At 62.9% G+C, this 248-nt stretch carries 1 protein-coding gene; it reads right to left on the reverse strand.

Annotated elements, in window-relative coordinates:
• A partial coding sequence (locus RMT89_RS44655; RefSeq protein WP_315889473.1) for an MltA domain-containing protein occupies positions 1–248 on the reverse strand: 248 nt, incomplete at both ends.

Here is a 248-nt window from a genome sequence, read left to right on the forward strand (position 1 = left end):
TTGGCGCGTGCGCCATCCTCGAAAACCAGCACGCCAGAGCCTTGAATTTGCAGGAAGAACAGGTCTTCCGGTCGCATCCAGGCCAGGGCGTCATCAGCCGGAAGCGCGTTGATCTGAGCCCGGCTGAGCGTACTCTGCGGAGGTTTTGATCCGGACGGATTGACGTCCGCCGCGGCGAGCGCCGCACCGATGGGATCGTCCGCTAGATTGGGATCGAGCGCCAGGGCGCCTATAGGATCCGAAGGTTC

Source organism: Streptomyces sp. P17 (assembly GCF_032436805.1).
In the GTDB taxonomy this organism is placed as follows: domain Bacteria; phylum Actinomycetota; class Actinomycetes; order Streptomycetales; family Streptomycetaceae; genus Streptomyces.